Origin of the sequence: Haladaptatus sp. SPP-AMP-3 (assembly GCF_049568665.1) — an archaeon.
Taxonomy (GTDB): domain Archaea; phylum Halobacteriota; class Halobacteria; order Halobacteriales; family Haladaptataceae; genus Haladaptatus; species Haladaptatus paucihalophilus.
On sequence record NZ_CP145897.1, the window covers coordinates 1,989,071 to 2,004,615 of the forward strand.

Consider the following 15,545-nt stretch of genomic DNA (forward strand, 5'->3'; position numbering starts at 1 on the left):
CTGTCACAGTGTTTCAAATGTAATAAGATGATAACGAGGCTCGGTACCGACTCCCGTCCCAACAACGGATATTTATCGCTCGCTCACAACCGAATCAGTATGGATAGCGGTATCGAGTCTCACGACTCGGAACGACAATCGAACCCCGTCCCGGACTGGGACGACGAGTACGTAGACCGGGTGAGCGACCGACTCTTCGTCAACTACGACCTCGAAAAGGAGTACGCCACCCGCGGCGAATCGTTCACGCTCTACGGACGGCTGTTGATAGAGACGCAGAAGCAGTTTCTCCACCGCTCCATCAACTACGCCAACCACAGCGCCGAGGAACACCTGTTCGTCCGGCGCGCGGATTCGGTCCGCGTCAGCGACCTCGAAGCCCTCGTCGACCTCGGCCACGAACTCGCCGACGACTGGATAGAGGCCGACGAGGAACACTTCGGAACGACGTTCACCTTCGTCGTCATCGCCCCCGACGTTCCGGCCGAAGTGGACGAGTTCGTCTCCGATTTCAGCGACCGAACGCTCCTCAAATACGGACTGCACGGTCAGTACGAGGTCAACCTCGCCGTCGTCTCCCCGGAGAACGAAACGCTCGTCGCCAGCGAGAACGCCGACGTCGGAAAGGCGTTCGCTCTCTGGCGACCGTTGGTGTCCGAAAAATCGGGATTGCTACACCGCGTCGTGCGACGACTCAAACCTTAGTCGTCCGATTCACCGCCGTCCGTCACCGGTGTGCCACCCGGTTCGCGCCGCGCCGACGTGATATTTTCGTATCCGATACGAACCAGCGAGAGCGCGAGGGCGATGAGTACCAAGGCGATTACCGTCTGTACCCCCGCGGACAGTGCGCTTCCGAGCGCCATATCCCCACCCTTGACGAACTTCTCCCAGATATTCTGATACAGCGCGAGGTACAGCAGGCCGAGGATGGTGACGAACGTCATCAGCGCCATCGGGACGCCCGTGCTGATGAGCTGCTTGCTCTTGTTCCAGTTCGCCAGCCAGACCGTCGCGGTCAGCAGCGCCAGCGCCGCGAGCAGTTGGTTCGCGCCGCCGAACAGCGGCCAGAGGTCCGACCACGTGCCGGACGCGACGAGCGCGTACGCAATTCCGCACTGGACGAACGCGTTGAAATACCGGTTCGACGCGACGCTCTGCACTTGCGTTTCGGGCGTCCCGACGATTTCTTCGAACATGTAGCGACCGAGGCGAAGCGCCGTGTCGGTCGAGGTGAGGAGGAAACTCACCATGACGAGCGCCATGAACGGACCGCCAAAGCTGGGGTCGATACCGAAGCTCGTGAGCATGATGCCGCCGCCCTGTGCGAAGTTGGGGAGCGCCTGGCCGACACCGCCGCCAGCCTTGGTGAAGCCGACCAGTGCGACGGTCGAGAGTGCGAGCGTTGCCAGAAGACCCTCGCCGAGCATACCACCGTAGCCGATGACTCGTGCGTCCGATTCCCGGTTGAGTTGCTTCGAGGTCGTCCCGGACGAGACGAGCGAGTGGAAGCCGCTGATGGTCCCGCACGCGATGGTGATGAACAACAGCGGGAAGAGGGGTTGGTCGGTGACGCCCATGAATCCGTTGTAGCCGGAAATGTTCACGGTGAGCGGTTCCGTCGGCGTGATCGCGCCGATACCGAGCCAGCCACCGACGGTTCCGACGATGACCGCCAACAGCGCGCCGCCGACGCCCGCGTACAGCAGGAACGACGACAGGTAGTCACGCGGTTGCAGGAGCGTCCACACCGGCAGGACGCTGGCGATGAACGCGTACACCAAAATGATGGGAACCCACGTTTCCGCCGCGAGTTCGATCGGGTACGCCTGCCCGACGAAGACGCTGGCGAACACGCCGATGACGAAGACGACGGTTCCCGGCCCGAAGGGTAGGTTGAGTTGGTACAGGTACACCCCGAACACGACGGCCAGCGCGATGTACAGGATGCTCGCCGTCGCGGCGCTCGGGTACGCCTCGAACACGACGCCGACGACGAACGCGAATACGCCGACGACGAGGATGATGGTCAGGAACGCGAACCACAGCAACATGTTCTTGCCGCGCTCGCCGACGTACTCCCCGATGATGTACCCGATGGACTTCCCCTCGTGACGGAGACTGCTCGACAACGCGATGAAGTCGTGGGTCGCGCCGAGGAGCGGATTCCCGATGGCGATCCACAACAACGCCGGAATCCAGCCCCAAATCACGCCCGCCGTTATCGGCCCGACGATTGGTGCGCCTCCTGCAATACTGGAATAGTGATGCCCTAACAACACGGGCTTCTTCGCGGGCACGTATTCCTGCCCGTCTTCGTATTTGTGCGCCGGTGTCTCCCGGCTGTCATCCAATTCTACGAACTGTGCGAGATATCGTGAATAGGTTAGATATCCTATGCTGAAAAGTACCAGTACGCCGAGTACTAGCCATATGATTGCAGTCGCCATGGTATTGTGCCTCATAACAAATGGATTGATGATGCACAATAAGTGTTCCTTTACTCTCGGCGGTGTGGTACGCCTCAAATCGTCGTTTTCGGAACGATGTATCGTTGGTTTTGACAGGTGAAATTTCGATTATTCGGCCGCCGCCGCTTCGACCTCGACGTTCAGTTCGTCCGCGACCTCTTCCAACAGCGTTCCTTTCACTTCCGACACCCGCGATTCGATAACCGCGACCACCGGTTCGTCGAACGACTCGCGGATGTGTTCGATTCGTTCACGTTCGGTCCGACAGCGGTCGCGGAGATACGTCGCGCCACGTCCCGTCTCGTCCTCGTCCGGTTCCGGCGTCACCTTATTGATGACGAGTCCCGACACGGGCAATCCGGATTCCGTCAGTTCCTCGACCGCCCTGCCGGTCTCTCGAATCGACAGCTCGTCGGGATTGAGGACGAGGAAGAACGCCGCGTCGTTTCGCAACACCTCGCCCGCGAACTCGAAGTTCTCCTTTCGCTCCTCCAGTCGGGCGATGATGGGGTCGCCCTCCGCCACTCGGCGGGGTTCCCGGTCGCCGATGGCGGCCTTCTCGAACAGGTCGATGCTCCGCCGTCGTTTGTGAAGCAGACGGTCTATCCACCCTTCGAGGAACTCGGGAAGCGAGAGGAGGCGGAGCGTTCCGCCGGTCGGCGAGGTGTCGAAAACCACGCGGTCGTAGTCGTCCGAGTTCCGCATCACCTCGATGAACCGGTCGAACAGCGCCGACTCGTGGGCACCGGGTGTCTGGTGGGCCATCTCGACCTGCCGGTCGATGGCGTTCACCAACCCCGCGCTCACGTGGTCGCCCAGCGAGCGTTTTATCTCCATCAGGTGGTTTTCGACCTCCGTTTCGGGGTCTATCTCCATCGCCCAGAGGTTCTCGATGCCGTCCACGGACCGCGGGTCGTCGTCGAACTGCTGGTCAAACACGTCCGACGTGCTGTGTGCCGGGTCGGTCGAAACGACGAGCGTCTTCAACCCCGAACGGGCGCATTTCAGGCTGTACGCGCTGGAAACTGTGGTCTTTCCCACACCGCCTTTGCCGCCGAAAAACACGAACTTTCGCATGTTAGAAGTGGTACTGTTGGCCTTTGCGTTCGACGAGCGATTCGCGGTCCCACATCCGACGCTCCCACGCCTCGAACTCGTCGGTCAGGTAGGGGAGCAGTTCGGCGGTGTAGTACGAAACGGGACTCGGAACCCCGAAGACGTCGGGGAAGCACGCGAGCATGAATTCGTCCTCCAAATCCTCGGCCTCCTTCTCTATCAGTTCGTACGCGGGATGCGAAATCATCCCGTGATAGAGCCCCCGAAGCCACTCCTCGACGGAGCGACGAAACGTCTCTATTTGGTCCGCGAGAGACATACCCACACAGTGACGTCCTCGCTATTTAAGCGGGGCGGTCAGCCCCCGGTTCGATTGTGGCCACTTAACACGCTGGAATGCCTGTGCCACGATAACGAATGAATCAGGGGTCCATTCCGGTCACGATTCTGAGCGGCAACCTCGGCGCGGGCAAGACGACGACGCTCAACCACCTCCTCCGCGAGAGCGACGACAGGGACATCGCCGTGCTCGTCAACGACATGGGTGAGATAAACATCGACGCCGAACTCCTCCGGGGCGGGACGGAACTCGTCGCCGACGAGGGCGTCGCGGAACTCTCGAACGGGTGTATCTGCTGTGAACTGCAGGACGACCTCCGAACCGAAGTCACCCGCCTCGCGCGCGAGTGGGAGTTCGACACGCTCGTCGTGGAGTCCTCGGGCATCAGCGAACCCGCTCCCATCGCCCGACTGTTCACGACCGAATCCCGCGTCGCGGCGCGCTACGACGTCGATACGACCGTCACCGTCGTCAGCGCGCGGCAGTTCGACGAGTTCTTCGCCGACGGCGCGCCGGTCGAGCGCACGGAAACCGAGGACGGCGACACGCGCCCCCTCTCGGACCTCGTTATCGAACAGATAGAGTTCTGTGACGTGCTGTTGCTCAACAAATGCGACCTCGTGGACGCGGGCCGTCTGGACGAAATCGAGGCGACCTTGCGAGCACTGCAACCCCGCGCGGAACTGATTCGAACCGAACACGGTAGGGTATCCCCCGACCGCATCCTCGACCGCGGACTGTTCGACCTCGGCGACGTGAGCGACTCCGCCGGATGGAAACGGGCGATGGACCACGCCGAAGGACACGACCACGACGAAGCGCACGGTCATGACGAACACGACGGGCACGAGACTCACGAGGCAACTCACGCCCACGAAGACCACGACCTTCCCGACCACCGTCATCCACAGGAGGCCTACGGTATCTCGTCGGTCTCGTACCGAAGCATCCGACCGCTTCATCCCGCGCGACTTCACGACTTCTTCGAGTCGCTCCCGAACGGCATCGTCCGCGCCAAGGGGACGTTCTGGGTCGCCGGACGGGACGACGTGAAACTGGAGTACGGACAGGCCGGGGCCGCCGCCCGCGTGGAAGTCGCGGGGCCGTGGATCGCCAGCCTTCCCGAAATCGACCAGGAACTCTACCGGAGCAACCGTTCTGCGACCTACTGGGACGAGGAGTGGGGTGACCGCCGGACGCAACTCGTCTTCATCGGAAGCGACGTGGACGAGGCGGCCATCACCGCCGCGCTCGACGACTGCGTGCTGACCGACGCTGAGATGGACGAGGACTCGGATACGTTCGACAACCCGTTTCCCGAAGACGAGGGTGAACTGTTGATAGTCGGTGAATAGTCGCGTTTCGGTGCCCAGCGAGGCCTGTCACCGCGTCCCGCGGCTTCGCTCGTATCGTTAGCTTATAGCCCCTTCCCGCGCACGAATCGCATATGACTATCGAAAAACGAGGTGACGCCCACCTCATCACGCACGCGATGGCGAAGGACACCCTCTCGAAGATTCGGGACGAGGAGACCGAACAAGTCGGTTTCCGCAAGGGACTCGTGAAACTCGGCCGCATCTGTGGTTACGAAATCATCGACGGCGCGATGGATACCGAGTACGTCTCCATCGATACGCCGCTGACCGAGACGACCGGCGAGCGCGTCAAAGGGTTGGACGACGTGGTTATCATCAACGTACTCCGCGCCGCGACGCCGTTCGTGGAGGGCCTGCTGAAGGCGTTCCCCCGCGCCAAACAGGGCGTCATCAGCGCCGGACGCGACGAGGAAGCCGGAATGAACGACGACGGGGAGTTCCCCATCACCATCGATTACGTCAAACTCCCCGAAATCACGGAGGAGGATACCGTCATCGTCGCCGACCCGATGCTCGCTACGGGTAGCACCATGTGCGCCGTCCTCGACGAGGTGCTCAACGAGCAACCGAACCCGGAGAACTTCTTCGTCCTCTCGGCCGTCAGCGCACCCGACGGCCTGCTTCACGTCCACGACCAGTTCCCCGAGGCCGACCTCCTGACGGTCAGCATCGACGACCACCTGAACGACGACGGCTTCATCGTCCCCGGTCTGGGCGACGCTGGCGACCGCGCCTTCCGAACGACGTAACGTCCCGGTCGCGTCCTTTTACAGCAGAATTCGAAGCACCCCGATGGCTAACCCCGCGCCCACGAGGCCCGCCCCCCAGAGCGTCGAACTTCCGGGAGCGACGCCGATGAGAAATGAAACGATACCAGAGACGATGAGCGAGACACTTGCGTGGCTTCGGAGCGACATGGTATTTCATCGGCGATAGCCGTAAAAAATCGGCTGGCACAACACGAAAGCAATTCAAATGGCATCCCGAACGCGGCGGACCGTCCGCCGCGCAGCCATTACTCGTCGGCGTCGTTCTCGGCGAGCAGGTCGGAGGCCGAAAGCAGCGCCTCCATCTCGACGTCAGCGTCGGCCAGATTCTCGCGGCCGCCCTCCTCTCGGTCCACGACGACGAGGATTTTGTTCACGTCCGCGCCCGCGTCGCGGAGGGCCTCCACCGCATCGACCGCGCTTTGTCCGGTCGTCACGATATCTTCGAGGACGATGACCTCCTCGCCGTCGTCGAGTCGTCCCTCGATGAGGTTCGCCGTCCCGTACTCCTTCTGTTGTTTCCGCGCGATGACGTAGGGCGTCTCGGTCTCGACGCTCGTCACCGCGACGAGGGGAACCGCACCGAGGGCCACACCCGCTAGCTTCGTCCCGTCCAGTCGCTCCGCGAACGCTTCCGCGATGAGCGACAGACAGTGCGGATCCGTCTCGAAGAGATATTTGTCCACGTAGTAGTCGCTCGTCCCGCCGTGGGAAAGTTCGAATTCGCCGTACTGGACGGCATCCGCCGCGCGCAAGGCCTCGATGAGTTCCTGATTCGCCATGTGCGAGTCGGGGTGGCGAGGCGGGTTAAAAGTAGTTCTTTGTCGCCGGTACCGCGGCGTTCTACCACGGTTCGTTCTTGAGTCCGAGGACGTACGCGATGACGTTCGTCACGATGTGCAGGAGGGGCGTCACCACCAGAACGACGACGACGACCGGCGGTTCGAACGTCTCGAGCGTCCACCCCGGCGCGGCGAGCAGGGTGAGCAGGAGCGACATCACGACGAAATCGAGTTGGTCGATGCCGGGAAACGCCGCGCCGCGCTCCCGGCCGGTGCGCCGCTTCAGGAACGAGGCGGTCATGTCGCCGAGCATCGCGCCCGCCGGCAGGGTGAAAACCACGATGGCGGGAAACGGGTCGGGAAGCGCGACGCCCAGCGCGCCCGCCGCCGTCGGACGAATCGCGTTCAGTAGGAGGGCCAGTATCGCTCCGGCCAGAATCCCGGCCGCCGTCCCGCGCCACGTCTTCCCGTCACCGAGAATGCGCTTGCCGTTCCACGTCCGTCCGCCGTCTATCGGCGTGCCGCCCCCCGCGAGCACCGCGAAATTGTTCGGGACGTACGCGGGCAACATCGCCCACACCGCGACGGCCACGGTTTCGAACACGTCCGCACCGAGAAGATTCATATGGGGATAGATACCCTCCGGGTCTTAAGACCCAGCGGTCTGGCCCGGAATATATGCCGATGACTGTCACGGGTGCAATATACAATGATAAGACGCGGGAGTGTGAAAGAAGATGCATGATACCACCGATTGCCAGTCGGTTCGTCGCGGGTGAAACCCCGGCGGAAGCGCTCGAGTACACGCGGGATTTGAACCAACGCAACGTCAACGTCATCCTCAACCTTCTCGGCGAGCATTATCACGAGCGAGGACCGGCAGACGAGGACGCCGAGGTGTACCTTCGGTTGCTCGAAGACATCGAGCGCTCCGACCTCTCGGCGTGCGTCTCGGTGAAACCCTCACAGGTCGGCTTGGACGTGGGCACGCACGTTTACCGCGATAACATGGAGCGAATCGCGGACGCGGCCGACGACACCTTCGTCTGGATCGACATGGAGGACCACACGACGACCGACGCGACCCTCGACCTCTTCGAACAACTCACCCTCGAACACGACGGCGGCGTCGGCGTCTGCGTCCAAGCGAACCTCAAGCGCACGAAAGAGGACCTCGAACGACTCGCCGACCTCCCCGGCAAGGTTAGACTGGTAAAAGGTGCCTACGACGAACCCCCGGAACTCGCGTACAAGGAAAAAGAGCGCGTCAACGCCGCCTACCGCGAGTATCTCGAATTCATGTTCGAGGAGTTCGACGGCGGTATCGCGGTCGGCAGCCACGACCCGGCGATGATAGAGTACGCGACGGAACTCCACGACGAGTACGGAACCGACTTCGAAATCCAGATGCTGATGGGCGTCCGCGAGGACGCACAGATGGAACTGGCGGAGGAGTACGAAGTCTGGCAGTACGTCCCCTACGGCGGCAAGTGGATGTCGTACTTCTATCGTCGCGCGATGGAGCGCAAGGAGAACCTCCTCTTCGCGGCCCGCGCCGTCCTCGGCAGGTAGCAAAAATATTGCAACTAGTTTATATTCCTGCAACCAGACGCTACACCTAAATGTCTTCGTGGAAACGCGATGCTGGAAGCGGTCTCATCGTTTTGGCCCCTCTACTGGTTACTGCGTACATCATCGCGTGGTTGTTCCTCAAAATCGCCGGGCTGCCGTTCTTGGAAAACCTACAGGATTACATTCTTTTCGGCGGAATGATCATCATCCCCGGCGACCTCATCCGCGTCGGTATCGTCCTCGCGGTGTTCACCGCACTCGTCTTCAGCATCGGCTACCTCATGCGGACAACGCTCGGCAGCGTCGTCGAGAACGCCATCGACGGGTCCATGAACCGATTGCCCGGCCTTCGAATCGTGTACAACGCGTCGAAGATGGCCGCGGAAACCGCCCTCTCCGACACCAACCAACTCCAGAAGCCCGTCAAAATCGAGACGTGGAACGGCCTTCGGATGACCGCCTTCAAAACCGGCAAGCAGGCCGAGGACGGCCGCGAACTTCTCTTTTTGCCGACCGCGCCGAACATCACCACCGGATTCGTCATCGAAGTCGAATCGGACGACATAACGGAAACCGACGAGAGCGTCGAAGACGCCTTGACCCGAATCCTCAGCGCCGGGTTCGGTGAGAGCGACCAGGAAGGGATTCCCATCAACGTCACCGACGAGGCGGACGACCGCACGGAAACGCCGCCATCGACCTGAATCCCCACCCGCTGCTGACGAAACTATACCATCTTTTTGAGGCTTGCGCCGTTCTACTCCCGTATGGAATGTCCCGAATGCGGCGGCGAACGACGAACGTTCGCCGTTCCGTCCGAACTCCGTGCGGACGTCCCGAACCGACCGTCGTCGATTCTCCTCTGCACGCGGTGTCTCGCCTTCGAACCGGTGGAGAATCCGGACGTCGAACCGTCGAACTTCGCCACGATAAGCGACGCGCTCCCGGACGAACCGGACCCCGCCGCCGGGATGGTTCTCGCCACCGCGCTCCTCTCGTCGCTCGCGCTCTATCGCCAACACGTCGATGCGCTGTTCGACCGCGTCGAAGCGGCCGGAGTCGACCCTTTGCTCGTTCTCGACCGATTAGCCGACGACCCGAACCTCGACCCGGATTTCGACATCGAATCGCGGCGACGGCAACTGCTCCAACTCCGCGATTGATTTCGAAAGTCCCCCCTCGAACTACCGCGGAACCCTCAACTTTCATCTGGGAGTCGCACGATTACACTGACATGCCGAACGACTGCATCTTCTGTCAAATCGTCGCCGGAGACATTCCGAGCAAAACGGTCTACGAGGACGAAAGCGTCCTCGCCTTCCTCGACGTGAATCCGCTCGCGCCGGGTCACACGCTCGTCATCTCGAAGGACCACCACGAAACGCTGGATGACCTCCCGGACGACGCCGCGGCGGACCTGTTCTCGGTCCTGCACGACCTCACGCCCGCCGTCGAAACCGCGGTGGATGCCGACGCGAGCAACGTCGCGTTCAACAACGGCGAGGCTGCCGGACAGGAAGTTCCGCACGTTCACGGCCACGTCATCCCCCGTTTCGACGGCGACGGCGGCCATCCGATTCACGCCATCGCGGGTGACCGCCCTGACCTCTCGGACGAGGAACTGGACGCGATTGCGGACGACATCCGCGACGGCCGGTAACTATATATTTTTATACCGGAACGAATCTATTTAGATTCGAACACGTGAAACGAACTGCCGCACTCGTCGGTGCGACCGGCGGGGCCGGAACGACGCGCCTCTGTCTCGAAACCGCCGCCGTGCTCTCTCACGTCGGGCGCGACGTGGTGATTCTGGACGCCGCCTTTGCGACACAGGGGTTGGCGCGCCACGTTCCAGGCCGCATCGACACCGACATCACCGCACTGCTCACCGACGAGCACGACCTCGCCGACGCGCTCCTCGAACATCCGGTCGCAACCCCCGGACGGCTTTCGCTTTGTCCAGCGTACGCTCCCTTCGAGCGCCTCGCACGGGCGAAGACCACAACCGCCGCAGAAGCCTTCGAGCGGCTCGTGGAACGAACCGCGGACGAGTTCGACCACGTTCTCATCGACACGCCGCCCGTCGCCGCGAATCAGGCCGTCGCCGCCGTCCACGCCGCGGACACGGTGACGTTGGTCGCACCGGCCTCCCGTCTCGGAGCCGACGCCGTGCAGGGAATGCGCGGCCGCCTCTCCGACCTCGGAACGGACGCGGACACCGTTCTCGCCAATCGCGCGGACGGTGAGCATCCGCTGGGGGACGCGGTACCGATTCCGATGAGCGACGAGAACGCCGTCGAGGACGTCCCGGCGAGCGCACCCGAACTCGACGCGTCGTTTTCTCCCGCCATCGTCGCCGCCGTCGAAACGGTGTTTGACGTTTCGCTTGACGTCGAGTTTCCGGAGGAGCGGTTCTTGGATATCGACCCGGAGGTGTACCTTCCCGACAACTATCTGCCGGAGTCGCTTCGAAGCTGATTTCCCTGCGTTTCGAAATTCGCTACAATAGGTCGCCCACGTCGCTCATCGTCTCCGCCAGCGCGTCTCGCTTTTCGACGGCGGCGTCCCCGTTCATCGCCAACGCGCTTTCGAGCACTTCGGCCGCACCGTCCAGCTGCTCGTGCGTTTCGATGAACGTCGCCAGCGCGAACTCGGTTTCGTTCGCGCCGGACAGCGCGAGCGCTTCGGACCGCGAGCAGTTCGCGGAGAGCCAGTCCTCGATAAGTTCGTGACCGATGGACGAAAGCGGCGAGATACCGCGCACACCAAGCAGATGGAGCGTCTTCGCGGCCGTCATCGGTGCGACGCCTGCACGGCGGGCGCTTTCGCCGACCGAAGTTCCGGACGCGTGCGTCTCGACTATCGTTACCGCGGCGTCCGTTTCGCAGGGTAACGCGTCGCCGAACGGTGCGAGCCGTTCTCGGAGGTCCCGTCCGGTGTCGTCCACGGTTGCAACACCGTACTCTTGCTGTTCGGCCGTCACCTCCAACCCGGCCGCGATATTCGACAGCGCCATGTATTCAACTTCTCTTTCCACTGACTTTAACCTTCTAGACAGGTATCAAATATGGTAATTGGACGACGGTTATAACGTACCGGTTACCGGTACGCTCGTCACTCGTAACACCGGCTCGTTTTCCGATTTCGGCGCTCGTTTAAATACCATCTCGGACGAAGTTTCAACTGTAATGGGTGCGATACAAACCTCAACCGAAACGTGTCCCGAATGCCGCGGTTGTGTCCGCACACGCGGCACCGAAGCGGTCTGTACCGAGTGCGGGTTGGTCGTCGCGGAAGACGGCTTGGACCGCGGCCCGGAGTGGCGGTCGTTCAGCGACGACGACACCGACCGCAAGCGAACTGGTGCACCACTGACGCGTTCGCGCCACGACCGCGGGTTGACGACCGAAATCGGCTACAAGAACAGCACCGTCCGACTCACGGGCCGGAAGCGACGCCGCATGATGCGGATGCGCCGCCAACACAACCGCGCCAGGCTCTCGTCCAAGGCGGAACGAAATCGCGTATACGGCTTCACCGAGATTCGCCGTCTCGTCGGCGCGCTCCAACTGTCCGAAAACGTCCGCGACCGGGCGTGCGTGCTGTTCGAATCCGCACAGTCCGAGGACCTACTTCGCGGACGGTCGATAGAAGGATTCGCCGCGGCGGCGGTGTACGCCACTTGCCGAGCGTCGGCCGTCTCCCGAACGCTCGACGAAATCGTCGAACGCGCTCGCGCCGAACGCACCGAACTGACGGCCGCCTACGACGCAGTGAACCGCGAACTCGGCCTTCCAATCGGTCCCATCGACCCGCGCGAGTACCTTCCCCGGTTCGCCAGCCGTCTCGACCTCTCGATGACGACCGAACGACGTGCCAAACGGTTCGTCGAACGGGCGGAGGAGAAACACCTCGTCAGCGGCCGCAACCCCAGCGGCGTCGCCGCCGCGTGTCTCTACGCGGCGGCCCGCGACTGCGACGAACGCGTCACCCAACGCGCCGCCGCCGAAGTCGCCGACGTCACCCCCGTGACGCTCCGCTCGACGTATCACGACCTGCAGGAGTAAACCGCCCGACTGAGTTCCGAAAACTGTTCTCTCGCCCCGCTCTCCGGTGCCAGCGTCGCGACTGGACACCCGTTCCGCTGTGCGTCCGCAATCGTCGTCGATTCCGGTAGCGTCGTCACCGGTGCCCCGAGCGTCCGCTCCACGGTTTCGACCGGCGGGTCATCGCGGACCCGGTTCAGTACCACTCGACACAATCCTGCATCGAGTCGCCGCGCGAGCGCCTTCGTCCGCACCGCGTCCGCAAGCGCGAACGGGCGCGGAATCGTCACGAGGACGTAGCTATCCGCGGCGACCAGCGGCAATCCCGCATCGGCCGCCATCCCCGCCGGGCAGTCGATGATTACGTGGTCGTACTCCGTCGCAACCCGCGCTATCGCATCGACGAACTCGGTCACGTCGCACGCCCGCGCACCGGCCAACGTGCGACCGCACGGCAGCATCAGCACGTCCCCGACGCTCGAAACGGCTTCGAGCGCATCCGCTCGTCCGGCGAGCACGTCGTGTAAATCGGGTCCGTGCGACCTCGGCAGGTCCGCCATTGCGAGGTCTGCGTCCACGACGACGCCGCCGAGTTCCGCTCCGAGATTGAGCGCAACGGTCGATTTTCCGACGCCACCTTTCCCACCCGTAACGGCCACGATCATCTCGTTCTCCCGACCGCGTTCGATTTCCCCGTCGATTCGACCCGCTTTCGCACTCGTTGCACCCGGTTTGCAACCGCTTCGAGCGTCCGTTCGTCCGCCGCGATTCTCCGTCGCAACTCCTGTTCTTCTGCTTGCTCGGCGACCGTCCGTTTTTTCGGCCTACCACTTCCCATCTCTTCGCACTCTCTTTCTCCCATCTTTCCTCCTTCTACTTCTCCTATCTCTCCCATCTCTCCGCCTCTCGTCTCTTTGTCCCCTGTCTCGTACCGCTCGATTCGCGTCTCGACGGCCGACAGCCACGATTTTACTGCATCGGGTATTTCCGCCCGGTCGGGTGTCGGAACCGCGTCCGCCGGTGGCCGGGCGTTCCCCAACGCTCGCACGACACCCGCGGTCGTCGGTTCGATGTCGAGTCCGGCGGGAGAATCGTGCCGAGTCGCACCGCCGACCGACGGTTCTTCCGTCTCCGGTGCTCGTTCCGTCCAGACGATTTCGGCGGGCGGCGATTCGTTCCGTCTCCGTCTCGGCCAACTCCCGCGTTGCGCTCCGTAGTTTCGACTCGGCATCTTCTCCATTCCCTCCCGACTCTCGTATTGCCTGTACCCTGCCACGGAGTGCGGCGACTTTCTCCCGAAGTTCCGTTTCCGTCCCGCCCATCTCGGCCACGCGCCGCCGCTCCGAACGAACCGAAACCTCTTCCACATCGAGCGACCGCAACGATGCCTCTAGTTTCGCTAGTTCCTCGTCCTGCGGTGCGTCCATCCCGAGCGACCGCGCGGCGGCGGCCACTGCCGAGCGGACACGAACGGACGTCCCCGACTCGATGTATCCCACGTACTCGTGGACCGGGTGCGGGTCGGCACACTCGATATCGAGCGCGCTCGATTCGGCGTCCGACCGAATCGCTGCGACGACATCTGTCCCCGCAACCGACTCCTCACGCAGGTCGATTGCGCGCCCCCGAAACGTCTTTTCCTGCGTTTCTACCTTCATAAATCAGCGTTTCGCATCGAATCCGGTGCCGGGTGGTCCGTCCCCACGGCGAACTTGTCGTAGGGCGTGCTCGGCCGTTCACGATTCTCGTACGCTTTTGCGGCCTCCCGAACCGCATCCGGTACGTCGCGGAACTCGTTCAGCGGTTCGGTGCGTTCGAGTTGCACGTCTGCTCCGTGTTTCTCGTAGAGACGAAGCGCGAGAAACGCACCCAGTTCCGTCTGCCGTAGCAAGGCGACCCGTCCAAACCGTCGGACGACACATTCCTCGTGTGTCGTGCAGATGTTCCGAAGCGTCTGTCGGGCACCGCTGGAGTAGGTGATTATCAACAGCACAGACGTTCGTTCGAAACCGATGTATTTTAAAATTAATCACCGCGTTTTCACGTTCCACTCGTCCCCGTCGAACTCGGCAACAGCGTCGAACAGCGTTTTGAGGGTGTTGATGGTTTGTGAGTCGTGTGCTTCGGGGTCGAGGTGGAAGTGTGCGCTCACGTCGGCGGTGGTAAAGCGTCCGGTGAGGACGTGCAGAAACTTGTAGACGGTCTGGACGTCCGAGTATTGGAGTAGTGCGGTCAACGAGTGGAAACACGCGACGGTTCGGTTGCCGTTTCCGTGCCACTGTTGTAGCACCTCGCTGATTTTGATTCCGAGCCCCGTCAAATCGCCGGGATTTGAGAGCGTATCGACGACGGCATCCGTCGATGTCTCCTGCACCGGTGCCGATGTCGCCACCGACCGAACCGTCTCACCGACACTGATGAACCGCAAGTTCGCTGGGCGACCGTTCGCATGTGCGAGCCAATCTTGAATACACGCGTCCGGCGAGCGCGTAAATGTCACCCATAGTACGTTTTCCTCCGCTGGTGGTGAATCCGTCAACATACCGACGCACGCCTCGTCGGTTTCCGAATTCATAGAAGGCGAGAGAACGAGGACGCTAGATTCGCCGTCGAGAGCCACCGAAAGACCGCTCATTTCGGTCGTCCCTCGCCGATGCCGCGCGTGCTCGCTGTATCGTCCATCCCGTACCATCCCTCGTGTATCATTCAGCCACCTGCATTATTATGGGATTGATAAATCCCGGAGATTTTGTCGGCTTTGTCGCATTTGATACACCTACACACGCTGTCGTATACTTCTACTCTATTCCGGGCATGTTTATCTAGTTTTCCATCTCCCGGATGTTGTCATTTACTGATGTTCTCGACGTGAAATTCTACCGCTTCATCGCCGAGCAGTTCGATGATCCGTCCCCGCGCGTCGTCCGCCGACTCCGCGACGACGACGATTCCTTCCGCCCGCTCATCTCCATATGCACGGTAGGCGAACACGTCACGCTCGGTTTCGAACTCGGTGGCGTACGTCTGTAACACCGCCAACACTCGACGTTGTGTCTCCCGTAACTCGTCCGCTCCCGACTCGAAGTCCGAGAGGGCGTCCTCGATGTTTCTGAGTGCGGAAATTCGGTCCAT

Annotated in this window: 21 protein-coding genes; 9 read left to right on the forward strand and 12 right to left on the reverse strand. The window is 62.0% G+C overall.

The window, feature by feature from the left end; genetic code table 11:
* The first annotated feature begins 99 nt into the window (after positions 1 to 99).
* Entirely contained in the window at positions 100 to 705 is a 606-nt protein-coding gene (locus V5735_RS11055) for a hypothetical protein (protein ID WP_423743570.1), read from the forward strand.
* Here V5735_RS11055 and V5735_RS11060 read toward each other — a convergent pair.
* The 3 genes from V5735_RS11060 to V5735_RS11070 form a co-directional block, all read right to left on the reverse strand.
* A complete protein-coding gene (locus tag V5735_RS11060) occupies positions 702 to 2,450 on the reverse strand; it encodes a carbon starvation CstA family protein (RefSeq protein ID WP_423743571.1) in 1,749 nt (582 codons plus the stop codon). The genes V5735_RS11055 and V5735_RS11060 overlap by 4 nt on opposite strands.
* A gap of 129 nt (positions 2,451 to 2,579) precedes the next feature.
* Complete coding sequence (locus V5735_RS11065; protein ID WP_423743572.1) at positions 2,580 to 3,548, reverse strand: ArsA family ATPase; 969 nt, start codon at positions 3,546 to 3,548, stop codon at positions 2,580 to 2,582.
* Between the two features lies 1 nt (position 3,549).
* The gene (locus V5735_RS11070; protein ID WP_007975999.1) at positions 3,550 to 3,846 is read right to left on the reverse strand and encodes a hypothetical protein; all 297 of its coding nucleotides are present in this window, start codon (positions 3,844 to 3,846) and stop codon (positions 3,550 to 3,552) included.
* Between the two features lie 98 nt (positions 3,847 to 3,944).
* Between V5735_RS11070 and V5735_RS11075 the strand changes: the two genes are divergently transcribed.
* Together V5735_RS11075 and upp are read left to right on the forward strand one after the other, a co-directional pair.
* Positions 3,945 to 5,222, forward strand: coding sequence for a GTP-binding protein (locus V5735_RS11075; protein WP_423743573.1), 1,278 nt, complete (start codon positions 3,945 to 3,947; stop codon positions 5,220 to 5,222).
* A gap of 92 nt (positions 5,223 to 5,314) precedes the next feature.
* The gene (upp, locus tag V5735_RS11080; protein WP_007976002.1) at positions 5,315 to 5,992 is read left to right on the forward strand and encodes a uracil phosphoribosyltransferase; all 678 of its coding nucleotides are present in this window, start codon (positions 5,315 to 5,317) and stop codon (positions 5,990 to 5,992) included.
* Positions 5,993 to 6,010: 18 nt separating this feature from the next.
* Here upp and V5735_RS11085 read toward each other — a convergent pair whose 3' ends face one another.
* From V5735_RS11085 to V5735_RS11095, 3 genes are all read right to left on the reverse strand, one after another.
* A complete protein-coding gene (locus tag V5735_RS11085) occupies positions 6,011 to 6,160 on the reverse strand; it encodes a hypothetical protein (protein ID WP_423743574.1) in 150 nt (49 codons plus the stop codon).
* A gap of 98 nt (positions 6,161 to 6,258) precedes the next feature.
* A complete protein-coding gene (gene pyrE / locus V5735_RS11090; protein ID WP_069452831.1) occupies positions 6,259 to 6,792 on the reverse strand; it encodes an orotate phosphoribosyltransferase in 534 nt (177 codons plus the stop codon).
* A 61-nt stretch (positions 6,793 to 6,853) separates the two neighbouring features.
* A complete protein-coding gene (locus V5735_RS11095) occupies positions 6,854 to 7,417 on the reverse strand; it encodes a CDP-2,3-bis-(O-geranylgeranyl)-sn-glycerol synthase (RefSeq protein WP_423743575.1) in 564 nt (187 codons plus the stop codon).
* A 116-nt stretch (positions 7,418 to 7,533) separates the two neighbouring features.
* On the opposite strand from V5735_RS11095, the gene V5735_RS11100 reads away from it, so the two are divergent.
* From V5735_RS11100 to V5735_RS11120, 5 genes are all read left to right on the forward strand, one after another.
* Entirely contained in the window at positions 7,534 to 8,364 is an 831-nt protein-coding gene (locus V5735_RS11100) for a proline dehydrogenase family protein (protein WP_007976009.1), read from the forward strand.
* 50 nt (positions 8,365 to 8,414) lie between these two features.
* Complete coding sequence (locus tag V5735_RS11105) at positions 8,415 to 9,068, forward strand: DUF502 domain-containing protein (RefSeq protein ID WP_423743576.1); 654 nt, start codon at positions 8,415 to 8,417, stop codon at positions 9,066 to 9,068.
* A gap of 63 nt (positions 9,069 to 9,131) precedes the next feature.
* Positions 9,132 to 9,527, forward strand: coding sequence for a DUF6276 family protein (locus tag V5735_RS11110; RefSeq protein WP_423743577.1), 396 nt, complete (start codon positions 9,132 to 9,134; stop codon positions 9,525 to 9,527).
* 71 nt (positions 9,528 to 9,598) lie between these two features.
* Entirely contained in the window at positions 9,599 to 10,024 is a 426-nt protein-coding gene (locus V5735_RS11115; RefSeq protein ID WP_423743578.1) for an HIT family protein, read from the forward strand.
* 44 nt (positions 10,025 to 10,068) lie between these two features.
* Complete coding sequence (locus V5735_RS11120) at positions 10,069 to 10,845, forward strand: MinD/ParA family ATP-binding protein (RefSeq protein ID WP_423743579.1); 777 nt, start codon at positions 10,069 to 10,071, stop codon at positions 10,843 to 10,845.
* Positions 10,846 to 10,867: 22 nt separating this feature from the next.
* On the opposite strand, the gene V5735_RS11125 is transcribed toward V5735_RS11120, so the two are convergent.
* On the reverse strand, positions 10,868 to 11,383 hold the full coding sequence (locus V5735_RS11125; RefSeq protein WP_423743580.1) for a hypothetical protein: 516 nt from the start codon (positions 11,381 to 11,383) through the stop codon (positions 10,868 to 10,870).
* A gap of 181 nt (positions 11,384 to 11,564) precedes the next feature.
* Between V5735_RS11125 and V5735_RS11130 the strand changes: the two genes are divergently transcribed.
* The gene (locus V5735_RS11130; RefSeq protein ID WP_423746020.1) at positions 11,565 to 12,434 is read left to right on the forward strand and encodes a transcription initiation factor IIB; all 870 of its coding nucleotides are present in this window, start codon (positions 11,565 to 11,567) and stop codon (positions 12,432 to 12,434) included.
* On the opposite strand, the gene V5735_RS11135 is transcribed toward V5735_RS11130, so the two are convergent.
* The 5 genes from V5735_RS11135 to V5735_RS11155 all read right to left on the reverse strand — a co-directional run bounded on the left by V5735_RS11135 (position 12,416) and on the right by V5735_RS11155 (position 15,545).
* Complete coding sequence (locus tag V5735_RS11135; protein ID WP_423743581.1) at positions 12,416 to 13,078, reverse strand: MinD/ParA family ATP-binding protein; 663 nt, start codon at positions 13,076 to 13,078, stop codon at positions 12,416 to 12,418. The genes V5735_RS11130 and V5735_RS11135 overlap by 19 nt on opposite strands.
* The gene (locus V5735_RS11140; protein ID WP_423743582.1) at positions 13,075 to 13,689 is read right to left on the reverse strand and encodes a hypothetical protein; all 615 of its coding nucleotides are present in this window, start codon (positions 13,687 to 13,689) and stop codon (positions 13,075 to 13,077) included. Before V5735_RS11140 ends, V5735_RS11135 begins: the two co-directional genes overlap by 4 nt.
* Before the next feature lie 378 nt (positions 13,690 to 14,067).
* The gene (locus V5735_RS11145; RefSeq protein WP_423743583.1) at positions 14,068 to 14,406 is read right to left on the reverse strand and encodes a hypothetical protein; all 339 of its coding nucleotides are present in this window, start codon (positions 14,404 to 14,406) and stop codon (positions 14,068 to 14,070) included.
* A gap of 36 nt (positions 14,407 to 14,442) precedes the next feature.
* Positions 14,443 to 15,048 (reverse strand): DUF7504 family protein, encoded by a 606-nt coding sequence (locus V5735_RS11150; protein WP_423743584.1) that lies wholly within the window; start codon positions 15,046 to 15,048, stop codon positions 14,443 to 14,445.
* A gap of 212 nt (positions 15,049 to 15,260) precedes the next feature.
* Positions 15,261 to 15,545 carry a hypothetical protein gene (locus tag V5735_RS11155; protein ID WP_423743585.1) on the reverse strand — a complete coding sequence of 95 codons (285 nt, stop codon included), beginning with the start codon at positions 15,543 to 15,545 and terminating at the stop codon, positions 15,261 to 15,263.

Bases quoted from the DNA above. Each gene is read 5' to 3' on its own strand.
- V5735_RS11055 (WP_423743570.1), top strand. From the start codon at position 100: ATGGATAGCGGTATCGAGTCTCACGACTCGGAACGACAATCGAACCCC.
- V5735_RS11060 (WP_423743571.1), bottom strand. From the start codon at position 2,450: ATGGCGACTGCAATCATATGGCTAGTACTCGGCGTACTGGTACTTTTC.
- V5735_RS11065 (WP_423743572.1), bottom strand. From the start codon at position 3,548: ATGCGAAAGTTCGTGTTTTTCGGCGGCAAAGGCGGTGTGGGAAAGACC.
- V5735_RS11070 (WP_007975999.1), bottom strand. From the start codon at position 3,846: ATGTCTCTCGCGGACCAAATAGAGACGTTTCGTCGCTCCGTCGAGGAG.
- V5735_RS11075 (WP_423743573.1), top strand. From the start codon at position 3,945: ATGAATCAGGGGTCCATTCCGGTCACGATTCTGAGCGGCAACCTCGGC.
- upp (WP_007976002.1), top strand. From the start codon at position 5,315: ATGACTATCGAAAAACGAGGTGACGCCCACCTCATCACGCACGCGATG.
- V5735_RS11085 (WP_423743574.1), bottom strand. From the start codon at position 6,160: ATGTCGCTCCGAAGCCACGCAAGTGTCTCGCTCATCGTCTCTGGTATC.
- pyrE (WP_069452831.1), bottom strand. From the start codon at position 6,792: ATGGCGAATCAGGAACTCATCGAGGCCTTGCGCGCGGCGGATGCCGTC.
- V5735_RS11095 (WP_423743575.1), bottom strand. From the start codon at position 7,417: ATGAATCTTCTCGGTGCGGACGTGTTCGAAACCGTGGCCGTCGCGGTG.
- V5735_RS11100 (WP_007976009.1), top strand. From the start codon at position 7,534: ATGATACCACCGATTGCCAGTCGGTTCGTCGCGGGTGAAACCCCGGCG.
- V5735_RS11105 (WP_423743576.1), top strand. From the start codon at position 8,415: ATGTCTTCGTGGAAACGCGATGCTGGAAGCGGTCTCATCGTTTTGGCC.
- V5735_RS11110 (WP_423743577.1), top strand. From the start codon at position 9,132: ATGGAATGTCCCGAATGCGGCGGCGAACGACGAACGTTCGCCGTTCCG.
- V5735_RS11115 (WP_423743578.1), top strand. From the start codon at position 9,599: ATGCCGAACGACTGCATCTTCTGTCAAATCGTCGCCGGAGACATTCCG.
- V5735_RS11125 (WP_423743580.1), bottom strand. From the start codon at position 11,383: ATGGCGCTGTCGAATATCGCGGCCGGGTTGGAGGTGACGGCCGAACAG.
- V5735_RS11135 (WP_423743581.1), bottom strand. From the start codon at position 13,078: ATGATCGTGGCCGTTACGGGTGGGAAAGGTGGCGTCGGAAAATCGACC.
- V5735_RS11150 (WP_423743584.1), bottom strand. From the start codon at position 15,048: ATGAGCGGTCTTTCGGTGGCTCTCGACGGCGAATCTAGCGTCCTCGTT.
- V5735_RS11155 (WP_423743585.1), bottom strand. From the start codon at position 15,545: ATGGACCGAATTTCCGCACTCAGAAACATCGAGGACGCCCTCTCGGAC.